The organism is Streptomyces sp. NPDC001157, from assembly GCF_053598255.1.
On sequence record NZ_JBSFJW010000007.1, the window covers coordinates 128,040 to 141,853 of the forward strand.

Annotated in this window: 9 protein-coding genes; 4 read left to right on the forward strand and 5 right to left on the reverse strand. The window is 68.8% G+C overall.

The window, feature by feature from the left end:
- Positions 1-20: 20 nt before the first annotated feature.
- Genes cydD through ACWDAG_RS15400 form a run of 3 tightly spaced genes read right to left on the reverse strand, consistent with a single transcriptional unit; the run spans position 21 to position 6,134 of the window.
- On the reverse strand, positions 21-3,542 hold the full coding sequence (cydD, locus tag ACWDAG_RS15390) for a thiol reductant ABC exporter subunit CydD (protein WP_450696091.1): 3,522 nt from the start codon (positions 3,540-3,542) through the stop codon (positions 21-23).
- Between the two features lie 60 nt (positions 3,543-3,602).
- A complete protein-coding gene (gene cydB, locus ACWDAG_RS15395) occupies positions 3,603-4,607 on the reverse strand; it encodes a cytochrome d ubiquinol oxidase subunit II (RefSeq protein WP_450696092.1) in 1,005 nt (334 codons plus the stop codon).
- A gap of 18 nt (positions 4,608-4,625) precedes the next feature.
- A complete protein-coding gene (locus tag ACWDAG_RS15400; RefSeq protein ID WP_450696093.1) occupies positions 4,626-6,134 on the reverse strand; it encodes a cytochrome ubiquinol oxidase subunit I in 1,509 nt (502 codons plus the stop codon).
- Between the two features lie 232 nt (positions 6,135-6,366).
- Between ACWDAG_RS15400 and ACWDAG_RS15405 the strand changes: the two genes are divergently transcribed.
- A complete protein-coding gene (locus tag ACWDAG_RS15405) occupies positions 6,367-6,768 on the forward strand; it encodes a cyclophilin-like fold protein (RefSeq protein WP_450696094.1) in 402 nt (133 codons plus the stop codon).
- A 7-nt stretch (positions 6,769-6,775) separates the two neighbouring features.
- On the opposite strand, the gene hisC is transcribed toward ACWDAG_RS15405, so the two are convergent.
- Complete coding sequence (gene hisC, locus ACWDAG_RS15410) at positions 6,776-7,855, reverse strand: histidinol-phosphate transaminase (RefSeq protein WP_450696095.1); 1,080 nt, start codon at positions 7,853-7,855, stop codon at positions 6,776-6,778.
- A gap of 400 nt (positions 7,856-8,255) precedes the next feature.
- Between hisC and ACWDAG_RS15415 the strand changes: the two genes are divergently transcribed.
- From ACWDAG_RS15415 to ACWDAG_RS15425, 3 genes are all read left to right on the forward strand, one after another.
- Positions 8,256-9,368 (forward strand): LacI family DNA-binding transcriptional regulator, encoded by a 1,113-nt coding sequence (locus tag ACWDAG_RS15415; RefSeq protein WP_030938801.1) that lies wholly within the window; start codon positions 8,256-8,258, stop codon positions 9,366-9,368.
- 201 nt (positions 9,369-9,569) lie between these two features.
- Complete coding sequence (locus ACWDAG_RS15420; RefSeq protein ID WP_450696096.1) at positions 9,570-10,652, forward strand: metallophosphoesterase; 1,083 nt, start codon at positions 9,570-9,572, stop codon at positions 10,650-10,652.
- 193 nt (positions 10,653-10,845) lie between these two features.
- Positions 10,846-11,715, forward strand: coding sequence for a hypothetical protein (locus ACWDAG_RS15425; protein WP_450696097.1), 870 nt, complete (start codon positions 10,846-10,848; stop codon positions 11,713-11,715).
- 149 nt (positions 11,716-11,864) lie between these two features.
- Here the strand turns inward: ACWDAG_RS15425 and thiC are convergent, their stop codons facing one another.
- A complete protein-coding gene (gene thiC / locus ACWDAG_RS15430; RefSeq protein WP_450696098.1) occupies positions 11,865-13,667 on the reverse strand; it encodes a phosphomethylpyrimidine synthase ThiC in 1,803 nt (600 codons plus the stop codon).
- Positions 13,668-13,814 lie beyond the last annotated feature (147 nt).

Genomic DNA, 13,814 nt, shown 5'->3' on the forward strand with positions numbered 1-13,814 from the left:
CGATGAGGGCTGCGCTCGTGCTACGCCGGCGCTCCGGCCGGCGACTCCGTTGCCGCCTCCCGCTCCACCATCGCCCGCAACGGCCCGGCTACGGCGGCCAGTTCGGCGTAGCTCCCATGCTGCACCACCCGCCCCTCGTCCAGTACGACGACCTCGTCGACCGCCTCCAGGCCGGCCAGCCGGTGCGTGATGAGCAGCGTCGTACGGCCCTCGGTGGCGGCCAGCAGGTCGGCGGTGAGGGCGTCGGCCGTCGGCAGGTCGAGGTGTTCGGCGGGTTCGTCGAGCACGAGAACCGGGAAGTCGGCGAGCAGTGCGCGGGCCAGCGCGAGGCGCTGCCGCTGTCCTCCCGACAGCCGGGCCCCGTGTTCGCCGACCAGCGTGTCGAGCCCGTCGGGCAGGCTGTCGGCCCAGTCCAGCAGCCGGGCCCGGGCGAGCGCGTCCCGCAGGTCGTCCTCGGTGGCGTCCTTCTTCGCCAGCAGCAGGTTCTCGCGTACCGAGCTGTCGAAGAGGTGCGCGTCCTGGGCACACAGCCCGACGAGCCGTCGTACGTCGTCGCCGTCGAGCGCGTGGGCGTCCACGCCGGCCAGGGTGTACGAGCCCACTACAGGGTCCAGGAAGCGCAGCAGAACCTGTGCCAGCGTCGTCTTGCCGGAGCCGGACGGCCCGACCACGGCGATCCGGCGCCCCTGGTGGAGAGTGAGGTCGAGGCCGTCGAGCGCATCCCGCTCCTGCCCTTCGTACCGGGCGGTCAGGCCCTTCAGGGCAACCGGGAAAGGGGAGCTGGGAGCCTGCCGGGGCTGCTCCGGCTCCCGCACCGGCTCGGGCGCGTCCAGGACCTCGTACACGCGCTCCGCGCTTCTGCGCACCCGTTGGCGGTACTGCACGGCGAGCGGCAGCCCGAGGACCGCTTCGAAGGCGGCCAGCGGGGTGAGCACGACGACGGCCATCGCCACGCCGCCCAGGCGGCCGTCGGTGACCGCCTGGGCGCCCACGAGGGCGGTGGCAGCGACCGTCAGCCCCGAGAGCAGCGCGGTGAGTCCGTCGCCGAGCGCGGTGGCGGTGGCGGCGCGCGAGGCGATCCGGGTGAGCGTGCCGTCGGCGCGCCGTGCCTCGGCGGTACGGGCGGGCAGGGCGCCGGCGACGGTCAACTCCGCGGTGCCGGTGAGCAGATCGGTCACGCGCGTCGCGAGCGCACCTCGGGCGGGGGCCAGCCTGTGTTCGGCGCGGCGCGCCACGGCACCGGTGACCAGTGGGACACCGACTCCGGCCGCCACCAGCCCGACAGCGAGGGCGAGGCCGGCCTCGGGCAGCAGCCAGGCCGTGAAGCCGACGGACGCGGCGGACACGAGCGCCGCGGATCCCGCGGGCAGCAACCAGCGCAGCCAGTAGTCCTGCAGCGCATCCACGTCGGCGACGAGCCGTGAGAGCAGGTCGCCCCGGCGGGTGCTGCGCAGCCCCGCGGGCGCCAGCCGCTCCAGCCGCCGGTAGACGGCGACCCTGGTGTCGGCGAGCATCCGCAGCACCGCGTCGTGCGACACGAGCCGCTCGGCGTACCGGAAGACGGCCCGCCCGATACCGAAGGCCCGCGTCGCGGTCACGGCCACCATCAGATACAGCACGGGCGGCTGCTGCGAGGCCCGCGAGATGAGCCACCCGGAGGTGGCCATGAGCCCTATGGCACTGCCGAGCGCAAGGCTCCCGAGCAGCAGGGCGAGAGCGAGACGACTGCGCCGGGGGCCGGACATGGCACGGACACGGGCGAGGACAGCGCGCGTGCCTGTCCTGAGACCGGTTGTCCCGGTCCCCTCCGGAGCGCCGGCGGCGGCCCCGGCGGGACGAACCTCGGACGTCACAGCTCCGGGCCGCACGGAAGCGGCGGGGGATGCGGGTCCCTCCAGCGGCGCTGCCGCGTCCGCCGTCTCCAGCCGTACCACCCGGTCCGCAACCCCCAGCAGCGCCGGCCGGTGCACCACCAGCAGCACTGTCCGCCCCACCGCCAGCCGTCGTACCGCCTCCACGACCTCGGCCTCGGCGGCTCCGTCCAGGGCCGCCGTCGGCTCGTCGAGCAGCAGTACGGGTCGGTCCGCGAGAAACGCGCGGGCCAGCGCGAGCCGCTGCCGCTGCCCGGCGGACAACCCGGCCCCGTCCTCCCCGAGCACGGTCTCGACGCCCGCAGGCAGCGCGTCCACGAAGTCCAAGGCACCGGCATCGCTCAGCGCTCTGCGTACGGCAGTGTCGTCGGCGTCGGGCCTGACCAGCCGTACGTTCTCGGCGATCGTCCCGGCGAACAGATGCGGCCGCTGCGGCACCCAGGCGATCCTCGACCGCCACTGCTCGAGATCGACCTCGGCAAGATCGGCACCCCCGACGCGTACCCGCCCCTCGGTCGGCCGCACGAACCCCAGCAGTGCGTTCAGCAGCGTCGACTTGCCCGCGCCGCTCGGCCCCACGAGCGCGACGGTCTCGCCGGGCTCGACGGCGAAGGACACATCCGACACGGCATCCTCGGACCTCCCGGGATACCGGACCGTCACCCCCTCGAAGGCAATACCCCCCGCCGGTACGGCCGCCGAGCCCGACGCCGGCACCGGCGTCTCCAGGACGGCGAAGATCTCCTCGGCCGCAGCGAGCCCCTCCGCCGCCGCGTGGTACTGGGCGCCGACCTGCCTCAGGGGCAGATAGGCCTCGGGAGCGAGGACGAGGATGACGAGGCCTGTGTACAGGTCCATCTCGCCGCGCACGAGCCGCATGCCGATCGTCACGGCGACCAGCGCGACCGACAGCGTGGAGAGCAGCTCCAGCGCGAAGGACGAGATGAAGGCGATCCGCAGCGTCCGCATGGTCGCCTGCCGGTACTCGCCGGTGATGCGCTTGATCGACTCGGCCTGCGCCTTGGCCCGCCCGAACACCTTCAGCGTCGGCAGTCCCGCGACGACATCCAGGAAGTGTCCGGACAGCCGGGACAGCAGCCCCCACTGACGGTCCATCCGGGACTGCGTGGCCCAGCCGATCAGGACCATGAAGACCGGGATCAGCGGCAGGGTCCCCACGATGATCGCCGCCGAGACCCAGTCCTCGGTGACGATCCGGGCCAGCACCGCCACCGGCACGACCACCGCGAGCCCCAACTGCGGCAGACAACGCGAGAAGTAGTCGTCGAGGGCGTCGACTCCACGGGTGGCAAGGGCGACGAGCGAGCCGGTCCGCTGCCCGCTCAGCCACCCCGGCCCCAGCTCGACAGCACGCCCCAGCAGCCGGCCCCGCAGCTCCGACTTCACCGCCGCGCTCGCCCGGTGCGCCGCGAGCTCGGTGAGCCACGAAACCAGGGCGCGACCACCGGCGACGGCCGCCAACAGCAGCAGGGGAGTGCCGAGTTCGTGAACCGACATCCCGTGCTGGAAGGCCCCCACCACCACCTCGGCGATGAGCATCGCCTGAGCGATGACCAGCGCCGCACCGGCGATGCCCAGGCCGACGACCGCCACCATGAAGAGGCGGGTGGCACGGGCGTAGCGGAGCAGTCGCGGGTCGATCGGTTTCACGTGAAACACACCCTTTTCCTCAAGGGGCGTGTTTCACGTGAAACACGCCCCACCTCGGACTCAGTGCACAGCGTCTGCGATGTGCTGCGTACCGATCCGCTTACGGAAGACCCAGTAGGTCCACCCCTGGTAGAGGAGCACGATCGGCGTGGCGATCGCCGCGCACCAGGTCATGATCTTCAAGGTGTACGGGCTCGACGAGGCGTTGGTGACCGTGAGGCTCCAGTCCCCATTGAGCGAGGACGGCATGACGTTCGGGAAGAGCGACAGGAAGAGCATCGCCACCGCGGCCACGATCGTGATCCCGGACAGCGCGAACGACCAGCCCTCACGCCCGGCCTGATTCGCCACCAGGGCGGCGACCAGCGCGACCACAGCCACAACGAGCGCGACCAGGCTCTTGCCGTCGCCACTGTCGACCTGCGTCCACAGCAGGAAGATCAGCGCCAGCAAGGCGGTGACGAGACCCACCACGGTCGCCAGCTTCCGTGCCCGCTCCCGGATGTCCCCGACCGTCTTGAGCGCCGTGAACACAGCCCCGTGGAAGGTGAACAGCGTGAGGGTCACCAGCCCGCCGAGCAGAGCGTACGGGTTGAGCAGGTCCCAGAAGCTGCCGACGTACTCGAAGTTCTTGTCGATCTTCACTCCGCGCACGATGTTGCCGAAGGCGACGCCCCACAGGAACGCCGGGATCAGCGAGGTCCAGAAGATCGCCGTCTCCCAGTTGCGCTGCCAGCTCTCCTCGGGCCGCTTCGCCCGGTACTCGAAGGCGACACCTCGCACGATCAGGCAGACCAGGATGATCAGCAGCGCGAGGTAGAAGCCGGAGAAGAGGGTGGCGTACCACTCGGGGAAGGCAGCGAAGGTCGCTCCGCCCGCGGTGAGCAACCACACCTCGTTGCCGTCCCAAACGGGACCGATCGTGTTGATCAGCACCCGCCTCTCGGGCCGGTCGCGGGCGAGCAGCTTCGTGAGGATGCCCACCCCGAAGTCGAAGCCCTCCAGGAAGAAGTAGCCGGTCCACAGGACGGCGATCAGGACGAACCAGACGTCGTGAAGTTCCATGACTCGATCTCCCTCGGCCTAGTACGAGAAGGCCATCGGCTTGTCGGCGTCACGGGTGTCGCCGCCGATCTTCGTAGGCGGGTTGAGGTCAGCTTCGGTGAGCTCGGGCGGGCCGGCCTTGACGTACTTCACGAGCAGCTTGACCTCGATCACGGCGAGGATGGCGTAGAGCGCGGTGAAGACGATCATCGAGGTGAGGACCTCGGCCTGGGAGACGCCGGGGGAGACCGCGTGCCGGGTCTGCAGGACGCCGTAGACGACCCACGGCTGACGGCCCATCTCGGTGAAGATCCAGCCCCAGGAGTTGGCGATCAGTGGGAAGCCGAGGGTCCAGATGGCCACCAGCCAGTAGAGCCTGCCCAACTTGGGGCTCAGAGCCTTGTTCCGGAACAGGACCAGATGCGGCACCTCGTCGTCGCCGACCCTCAGATGCTGCGGCAGCATGAACTTCTTGCGGGTCAGCCAGAGTCCGACCAGGCCGATGGCGAAGGACGCCATACCGAAGCCGATCATCCAGCGGAACGCCCAGAAGGTGACGGGGATGATGGGCCGATAGTCCCCGGGACCGTACTTCTGCTGCTCGGCCTTATTGGTGTCGTTGATGCCGGGGACATACGAGTTGAAGTTGTCGTCGGCGAGGAACGACAGTATTCCGGGGACCGACAGTTCGACCGTGTTGTGGCCCTTGCTGACGTCTCCGTAAGCGAAGACGGAGAACGGCGCGGAGTTCTGGCCGTCCCAAAGCGCCTCGGCGGCGGCCATCTTCATCGGCTGCTGCTTGAACATGACCTTGCCGAGCGTGTCGCCGCTGATCGCGGTGAGCAGGCCGGCGATGACGACGGTGACCAGGCCCAGCCGCAGCGAGGTCTTCATCACGGAGACGTGCTTCTTGCGGAACAGGTGGAAGGCGGCGATGCCGACCATGAACGCGCCGCCGGTCAGGAAGGACGCGGAGAGCGTGTGGAACGCCTGGGCGAGCGCGGTGTTCTGGGTCAGCACGTGCCAGAAGTCGGTGAGCTCGGCACGTCCCTTCGCCTTGTTGATCCGGTAGCCGACGGGGTGCTGCATCCAGGAGTTGGCCGCGAGGATGAAGTACGCCGACAGGATCGTGCCGATCGAGACCATCCAGATGCAGGCCAGATGGATCTTCTTGGGCAGCTTGTCCCATCCGAAGATCCACAGGCCGATGAAGGTCGACTCGAAGAAGAACGCGATCAGGGCCTCGAAGGCGAGCGGGGCGCCGAAGATGTCACCGACGAAGCGCGAGTAGTCCGACCAGTTCATGCCGAACTGGAACTCCTGCACGATGCCGGTGACCACACCCATCGCGATGTTGATCAGGAAGAGCTTGCCCCAGAACTTGGTCGCTCTGAGGTATTTCTCCTTCTCCGTGCGCACCCAGGCGGTCTGCAGGCCGGCCGTGAGGGCCGCCAGCGAGATCGTCAGAGGGACGAAGAGGAAGTGGTAGACGGTGGTGATGCCGAACTGCCATCGCGCCAGTGTCTCCGGCGCCAAAGCCAGGTCCACGTCGTCAGTCTCCTTCGGTCGCCGTGGTACAGCGGCATTTTGCCCCTTATGTCACACGCATCATTGGAGCAACCGGGACACGCTTGTGAACGCGTTCACATTCACAAGCAATTATGACGCACTGATTGTCGGAGCTCGAAGGGGGGTCCCACATGGGCCTCAAGGGCGCCCAGCTTGGGCCGTTCGGCACCCTTCTTGGCATCATCTTCAACATCTTGTTGAATTATCTGCCGTGCAGGTACGGATCTCATGGCCCGCCGGCCACCTCACCGCAACCCTCGACGACACCCCGACCGCCCAGGCCCTCACCAAGGCACTGCCGCTCGCCTCCACCGCCCGCACCTGGGGCGAGGAGGTCTACTTCGACACGGGCCTCTCGGTTCCACGTGAAACATCGGCTCAGCAGGTCGTGGAGCCGGGCACGGTCGCCTTCTGGACCGACGGCGACGCCCTCGCACTCCCCTACGGCCCCACCCCGATCTCGCGAGGCTGGGGGTCCCCCCGAACGGAGTCTGGGGGAGAATGCCGCCTCGCGAGCCCCTGCAACATCCTGGGCCGCCTCGACGGCGACCCCGGGCTCCTCGCCACGGTCCGCGACGGCGATCCGGTGCGCGTGGAACTCGTAGGCGGCTGACGCTGGTTCAGAGCTCCTTGCGGAACCCTTCCGCCACCTTCAGGAAGATGTCGTTCGCCTCGGTCTCTCCGACCGTCACCCGCACACCCTCGCCCGGGAACGGCCGGACCACCACGCCGTGCTGCTCGCACGCCGCCGCGAACGCGACCGTGCTCTCCCCCAGCCGCAGCCACACGAAGTTGGCCTGGGTCTCGGGCACGGTCCAGCCCTGGGCGCGCAGCCCGTCGACCACGCGGTTGCGCTCACAGACCAGCGAACCGACCCGGCCGAGCAGTTCGTCCTCGGCGCGGAGCGAGGCGATCGCCGCCTCCTGCGCAAGTTGGCTCACCCCGAACGGCACCGCCGTCTTGCGCAGCGCGGCCGCCACCGGCTCATGGGCGATCGCAAAGCCGACGCGCAGGCCCGCGAGACCGTACGCCTTGGAGAACGTACGCAGCACGCAGACGTTCGGCCGCTCGCGGTACAGCTCCACGCCGTCCGGCACCTCGGGGTCGCGGATGAACTCGCGGTACGCCTCGTCCAGTACGACCAGTACATCGCCGGGCACCCGGTCCAGGAACCGCTCCAGCCCGGCGCGCCGTACCACCGTGCCGGTCGGGTTGTTGGGGTTGCAGACGAAGACGAGGCGCGTGCGGTCGGTGATCGCGTCCGCCATGGCGTCCAGGTCGTGCACATCGCCCGGGGTCAGCGGCACCTTCACCGAGGTCGCACCGCTGATCTGCGTGATGATCGGGTACGCCTCGAAAGACCGCCAGGCGTAGATGACCTCGTCCCCCGGGCCACTGGTCGCCTGGATCAGCTGCTGGGCGACGCCTACCGAACCCGTGCCGGTGGCCAGGTGCGAGAGGGGGACGCCGAAGCGGTCCGACAGCTCGTTCATCAGGCCCGTGCACGCCATGTCCGGGTAGCGGTTGAAGGACGAGACCGCGGCCGTCACCGTCTCCATCACGCCGGGCAGCGGCGGATACGGGTTCTCGTTGGAGGACAGCTTGTAGGCCACCGGACCGCCGGCCGCGGCAGGCTTGCCCGGCTTGTAGGTGGGGATACCCTCCAGCTCGGCGCGCAGCTTGGGGCTCGTCTCGCTCACCGCAGTCCTCCTCATGACCACCACCGGCTTCCAATACTGCTCACCTTATGAGGATTCGGCGCCGCTGCGTACAGCTGAGGACAGACCACATCCGTCACACACACATCAGGGGCATCACCACCCGTAGCCAGACGAACCGGGGGGCGCGGTCACATATATCTATGCGCCGGTGGCTCGCGCCCTGGCGCGCATCGCCCATGCAGGTGAGTTGAGACCTCTTCGAAACATCGGGGACTTGGCAGGCCCATGCGCGCCGACAAGTCACGTAGCCCCATTGGATCGTTCAACTGACTTTGTTTCAAAGGTAGTTGACGGTAAATGACCTTGCAGAAACGTGCCTGTCAACGCGTGCATATGCGTCCGCCCTACCCCACTCCATGAGCCCTACTATCGGCTCGCCATGACAGCAGCAGGGAAGCACCAGGTGAGCCGCGCGGAAACCTCACGCCGAGGCAGCAGGCCGGGCCGGGCGGGCATCAGAGATGTTGCCGCCGCCGCCGGAGTCTCCATCACGACCGTCTCCGACGCCCTCAACGGCAAGGGCCGGCTCCCGGACGCCACCCGACGCCATGTCCGCGAGGTCGCCGACCGGCTGGGTTATCGCCCGTCGGCGGCGGCCCGAACCCTCCGTACCGGCAAGTCGGGCCTCATCGGCCTGACCGTGACGACATACGGGGATGAACCTTTCACCTTCACCGAGTTCGCGTACTTCGCCGAGATGGCGCGCGCCGCCACCTCGGCCGCGCTCGCCCGCGGTTACGCCCTGGTCATCCTGCCCGCGACCTCCCGCCACGACGTGTGGTCGAACGTCGCGCTGGACGGCACCGTCGTCATCGACCCCTCCGACCAGGATCCGGTGGTCAGCGAACTGGTCCGGCAGGGTCTGCCCGTCGTCTCCGACGGCCGCCCGGCCGGCTCGCTACCGGTCACCGCATGGGTGGACAACGACCACGAAGCCGCCGTACTCGGCATCCTCGACCACCTGGCCGACGCCGGCGCCCGCCGCATCGGACTGCTGACGGGGACCTCGACCGACACGTACACCCACCTGTCGACCACGGCGTATCTGCGCTGGTGCGAACGTGTCGGACAGGACCCGGTGTACGAGGCCTACCCGGCGCACGACCCGTGCGCGGGCGCCGTCGCCGCCGACCGGCTGCTCGCCCGCCCCGACCGGCCCGACGCCGTCTACGGCCTGTTCGACCCGAACGGCACCGACCTGCTCGCCGCGGCCCGCCGCTACGGCCTGCGCGTACCGGACGACCTGCTTCTGGTCTGCTGCAGCGAGTCCACGGTGTACGCCAACACCGAACCGCCCATCACCACGCTCTCGCTCAAGCCGCGCCGCATCGGCACGGCTGTGGTGCAGCTCCTCATCGACGCGATCGAGGGGGTCGAATCGGACCAACCGGTCGAGCAGGTGATACCGACGGAGCTGATCGTGCGTACCTCGTCCCAGCGACGTCCGCCGCGTACGACCGTCAGCGCGCCGCGGTCGCCCGAAGAGGAGTAGAACCAAGGCCGTCAGCAGGCGGTCGAAGCCCTGCCCAATCGGGGCGAAAGCCGCGGTGAACTGGACTCTTCCTCCGATTCACCACCCCTGGGTCATCACATGGCGCGATCGGCATTCCTATGATGGGCCCACGACACCGCGGGCCGCTGCGACCAGGCAGTCCGAAGCGGTGCAGATGCGGCGCGATGGTGGAGGGGTCTGATGACTCAGGGGGCCGGTCAGGGACCCGAGACGGAGCGGACGGCGACGTTGCGCGACTTCCGGGTACCGGCGTATGTCCACGAGACCGGTCCGTACGGCCACAGCACATACCCCGGCGACGTCGACAGACCCGTCGAGGAGCCGGCCGACCACCCGGAGGGGTACACCCCCACGCAGCGCGACCTGCCGGTCATCAACCGCGGTGACACGCTTCAGGTGCCCGTCGACCCCGCGTCCCTCCCCATCCCGCAGCAGACGGACGGCGCGGGCCCGCTGTATGTCGTCGGTGATGTGCACGGCTATCTCGACGAGTTGCTGGCCGCCCTCCAGGAGCAGGGCCTCGTCGACGCGGCGGGCAACTGGTGCGCGGGCACCTCCCGGCTGTGGTTCCTCGGCGACTTCACCGACCGCGGCCCGGACGGCATCGGCGTCATCGACCTCGTGATGCGCCTGTCCGCCGAGGCGGCCGCGGCCGGCGGCTACTGCAAGGCGCTCATGGGCAACCACGAACTGCTGCTGCTGGGCGCCAAGCGGTTCGGCGACACCCCCGTCAACTCCGGTGCGGGGACTGCCACCTTCCAGGCGGCCTGGCTGCTCAACGGCGGCCAGAAGACCGACATGGACCGCCTCCAGGACCACCACCTCCAGTGGATGGCCCGTCTCGACGCCGTCGAGGAGGTCGACGGCTATCTGCTCGTCCACTCCGACACCACGGCCTACCTCGACTACGGCGACTCGATCGAGGCGGTCAACGACACCGTCCGCGAAACGCTCACGCGCAACGACGCCGACGAATGCTGGGATCTGTTCCGCAAGTTCACCAAGCGGTTCTCCTTCCGCGACGAAGGCGGTGCAGACGCCGTACGCTCCCTGCTGGATACGTACGGCGGCACCCGGATTGTTCACGGCCACAGCCCCATTCCGTATCTGCTGGGCGAGGTCGGCTCCGAGGACGGCGAGGACAGCGCAGGTCCTGTGGTCGAAGGACCGCACGTCTACGCCGAAGGCCTGGCCATCGCGATGGACGGCGGAGTGACCATGGCCGGAAAGCTGCTGGTCCAACAGCTGCCCCTGGATATCTGAACGTTCACAGGGCAGGCGTCCCCCCACGGAGGAATCGCGATAAACGGCGCAGGCCAGGGCCCAATTTCTTCAAACCCCCTGTCACCGTGTGCCGTCCCCGCTCTACCATCGGCTTATCCGTAGCAGGCTCCCCTCCGTTTCTGCCCGACGGCTCGTTGGCATGCGAGCCCCAAGCCCTACGGAGCATCGGGGGATGCACATGAACAGCGTTCCGCAGCACCTGCTGAGCGAGGACCGCCAGGAGTACGAGCGGGTCCTCGATGAGGCGCTGCGCTCCGCCCCAAACCGCCCGGAACTGGCCGCTGTCGGTAAGCGGCTCAACCCCGAACAGCTGCGCACGATGGCACTCAACGCCACCGCACTCATCACGGTGGCCGCTGCGGCCGAGTACCAGCACTACGTGAAGGTTCGCGAGGAACTGCGCCAGCCGGCGCCGTCCACCCCGCCGTCCACCCGCGAATCCGGCTCCGCGGAGCCGGGCGCGGCGGCGGTGGGGCTCGCCACCACCCTCGGCGAGGCCGCCGAGCCGGCCGGCGCGGGCGCCGTCGCCGTCGCCGCCGTCCTCACCCCCGTCCTCGCCGGAACGGCTGCGGTGATCTTCCTGCTCGTCGGGTACATCATCAAGTCGGTTGAACCCAAACAGGTGTTCGGCAAGACCATGATCACCGCTGGTTGGGTGTTCGGTGCCATGACCGCGGCCGCGATCCTCGTCGCCGCTGTCGGGCTCCTGCTCACCGCGCTGCGCAACCAGCCCTCGCTGGAGTCCGGACCGTACGGCGAACTGAGCGGGGAAGTGGCCCTGGCCAGGGAGGCCTGGCGGGAAGCACTCCTGGAGCGGGGCATCATGCCGTTCCTTCGGGAGGCACTCGCCGACCCCGGCACCGCCGCGGCGCTGCACAGCGTCACACCGCCGACGTCGACCGGCCGCATGCCTCACCTCGGCTACGACCGGCCGGGCTTCAGCAGCCCGGACGACGGCTCGGCCCCCGGCTCGCGCCCGAGCTTCACCAGCCCGGACTACACCAGCCCGGACTTCGGAGGCCCGGAACACCAGCCGGAGTAACCGTCGGCTTGCGCCCCCCGCATCAGAAAGGCCCGCAGGGGGAGCGCAAGCCGAACACCGATCCCCCCGACGGCTCCGCCCTGCGGCACCTCACGCCGAAGAGCGGGACCGTCTTTCCACGTCGGAGGATCCACTCACACCGGCATACGTCAGTCCGCGATCGGCAGGTACACCCGGTTGCCCGCGGCCGCGAACTCCTTCGACTTCTCGGCCATTCCCTGCTCGATCTCGGCCCGGCTTCCGCCGTGTTCACGGCGGATGTCCTGGGAGATCTTCATCGAGCAGAACTTCGGCCCGCACATCGAGCAGAAGTGGGCGGTCTTGGCCGGCTCCGCCGGGAGGGTCTCGTCGTGGAACTCCCGTGCCGTGTCCGGGTCCAGGGCGAGGTTGAACTGGTCCTCCCACCGGAACTCGAAGCGGGCGTCGGACAGCGCGTCGTCCCACTCCTGCGCACCCGGGTGCCCCTTGGCGAGGTCGGCTGCATGGGCGGCGATCTTGTAGGTGATGACGCCGGTCTTGACGTCATCACGGTTGGGCAGGCCCAGGTGTTCCTTGGGCGTGACGTAGCAGAGCATGGCCGTGCCCCACCAGGCGATCATCGCGGCACCGATGCCGGAGGTGATGTGGTCGTACGCCGGCGCGACGTCCGTCGTCAGCGGGCCGAGCGTATAGAACGGAGCTTCATCACAGATCTCCTGCTGAAGGTCGATGTTCTCCTTGATCTTGTGCATCGGGACATGTCCCGGACCCTCGATCATGGTCTGTACGTTGAAACGCTTGGCGATCCGGTTGAGTTCCCCGAGCGTGCGCAACTCCGCGAACTGCGCCTCGTCGTTGGCGTCCGCGATCGACCCCGGCCGAAGGCCGTCGCCCAGCGAGTACGTGACGTCGTAGGCGGCGAGGATCTCGCAGAGTTCCTCGAAGTTCTCGTACAGGAACGACTCCTTGTGGTGCGCGAGGCACCACGCGGCCATGATCGAGCCGCCGCGCGAGACGATGCCGGTCTTGCGGTTCGCGGTCAGCGGGACGTACGGCAGACGGACGCCCGCGTGGACGGTCATGTAGTCCACGCCCTGCTCGGCCTGCTCGATGACGGTGTCCTTGTAGATCTCCCAGGTGAGCTCCTCCGCGCGGCCGTCCACCTTCTCCAGGGCCTGATAGAGCGGCACCGTGCCGATGGGGACAGGGGAGTTGCGCAGCACCCACTCACGCGTGGTGTGGATGTTGCGGCCGGTGGAGAGGTCCATGACCGTGTCGGCGCCCCAGCGGGTCGCCCAGGTCATCTTCTCGACCTCCTCCTCGATGGAGGACGTCACCGCGGAGTTGCCGATGTTGGCGTTGACCTTCACCAGGAACCGCTTGCCGATGATCATCGGCTCGATCTCCGGGTGATTGACGTTGGCCGGCAACACGGCACGGCCCGCCTCGATCTCCTGGCGGACGACCTCGGGCGAGACGTTCTCCCGGATGGCCACGTACTCCATCTCCGGCGTGATCTCTCCGCGGCGGGCGTACGCGAGCTGCGTGACCGCCTTGCCGTCGCGGCTACGGCGCGGCTGGCGCGGCCGGCCCGGGAAGACCGCGTCGAGGTTGCGCAGACCGCCTCGCGGAGAGGTGTGCTTGATCCCGTCGTCCTCGGGACGGGCGGGCCGGCCCGCGTACTCCTCGGTGTCCCCGCGGGCGATGATCCAGTTCTCGCGCAGGGGTGCGAGCCCCCTGCGCACATCGGTGTCGATGAGCGGATCGGTGTACGGGCCCGACGTGTCGTACAGCGTGACCGACTGCCCGTTGGTGAGATGCACCTGACGGACAGGCACCCGCAGATCGGGGCGTGAGCCCTCGACATACGCCTTGTGCCAGCCGATGGACTTCCTGACCTCCTCGGACGTTTCGCCCTGAATGGGCTGTTCGTCCTGGCTGGAGGCAGGCGTGCGTGCGTCCTTGTTGGTCATGAGACCTACTCCCTACGCCGGCATTACCCGGTAACAGGTTCGGCGGTCGACGCAGCGGTTTCCGTCTGTCGACGTTTCGTGGGGAACATCACTCGACTTCGGTGATGTTCCACGTGAAACATCGCTGGGACGGAGGTCAGCGCCCTC

Excerpts from the sequence above, each read along its gene's own strand:
- cydB (WP_450696092.1), bottom strand. The coding sequence starts at position 4,607 with ATGGAACTTCACGACGTCTGGTTCGTCCTGATCGCCGTCCTGTGGACC.
- ACWDAG_RS15415 (WP_030938801.1), top strand. The coding sequence starts at position 8,256 with ATGACAGCAGCAGGGAAGCACCAGGTGAGCCGCGCGGAAACCTCACGC.
- ACWDAG_RS15420 (WP_450696096.1), top strand. The coding sequence starts at position 9,570 with ATGACTCAGGGGGCCGGTCAGGGACCCGAGACGGAGCGGACGGCGACG.
- ACWDAG_RS15425 (WP_450696097.1), top strand. The coding sequence starts at position 10,846 with ATGCACATGAACAGCGTTCCGCAGCACCTGCTGAGCGAGGACCGCCAG.
- thiC (WP_450696098.1), bottom strand. The coding sequence starts at position 13,667 with ATGACCAACAAGGACGCACGCACGCCTGCCTCCAGCCAGGACGAACAG.